This window comes from Falsirhodobacter sp. alg1, assembly GCF_000739715.2.
Lineage (GTDB): Bacteria > Pseudomonadota > Alphaproteobacteria > Rhodobacterales > Rhodobacteraceae > Falsirhodobacter.
Genome location: NZ_BBJC02000108.1, coordinates 1 through 514, shown reverse-complemented (window position 1 = coordinate 514; position 514 = coordinate 1). Strand labels below are relative to the sequence as shown.

Below are 514 nucleotides of genomic sequence, written 5' to 3'. Positions count from 1 at the left end.
GGAANCATTGCGCGGCAGGCATGGATTTGGCCGCATAGGTCGCCACCAGATCCGCCCGATGCGGCCCNGTGCNAATGTGCGCCCCGCGGCCNATATCGCGCCGCCTGGTGTCCGCCCAAAGGGAAGCCAGATCCTCGTCATTGCCGGTTATAAGCAGATCGGCACGTGGAAAGGCGGTTTCGGCATCGTTCTGTGCGGCGGCAATCCGGTTCAGGGCCAGATCGCGATTGCGGGTGATCGCCTCGGCCGCCTCGGTCATCTGTTGTTCCCTCATAATCAAGTATCCTAAGCCCGAGGGAAACGAGCTTCGCCTTTATATGGGAAATGAGCGGGGATTTTCAGGGCAAGCAGGCGAACAGTTTGTCATTTTTCGCCGTGCCAGAGAACCGTACCCGGTCGTGGGCTTTCTAGCGCAGGCTAACTTTGATATCATAGAAGCTGGAGACCACGAGGCTCGACCAGAAGATGAAATTGCCGTGGATATGTTTGCCGGAGCTGAAGGTCAGCTAGATAT

1 protein-coding gene is annotated in these 514 nt (G+C 57.5%); it reads left to right on the top strand.

All coding sequences use genetic code 11. The annotated features are described in order from the left end of the window. Nucleotides 1-317: 317 nt before the first annotated feature. On the top strand, nucleotides 318-514 hold a 197-nt coding region (locus TR36_RS16230; protein WP_237763613.1), incomplete at its 3' end, for a hypothetical protein.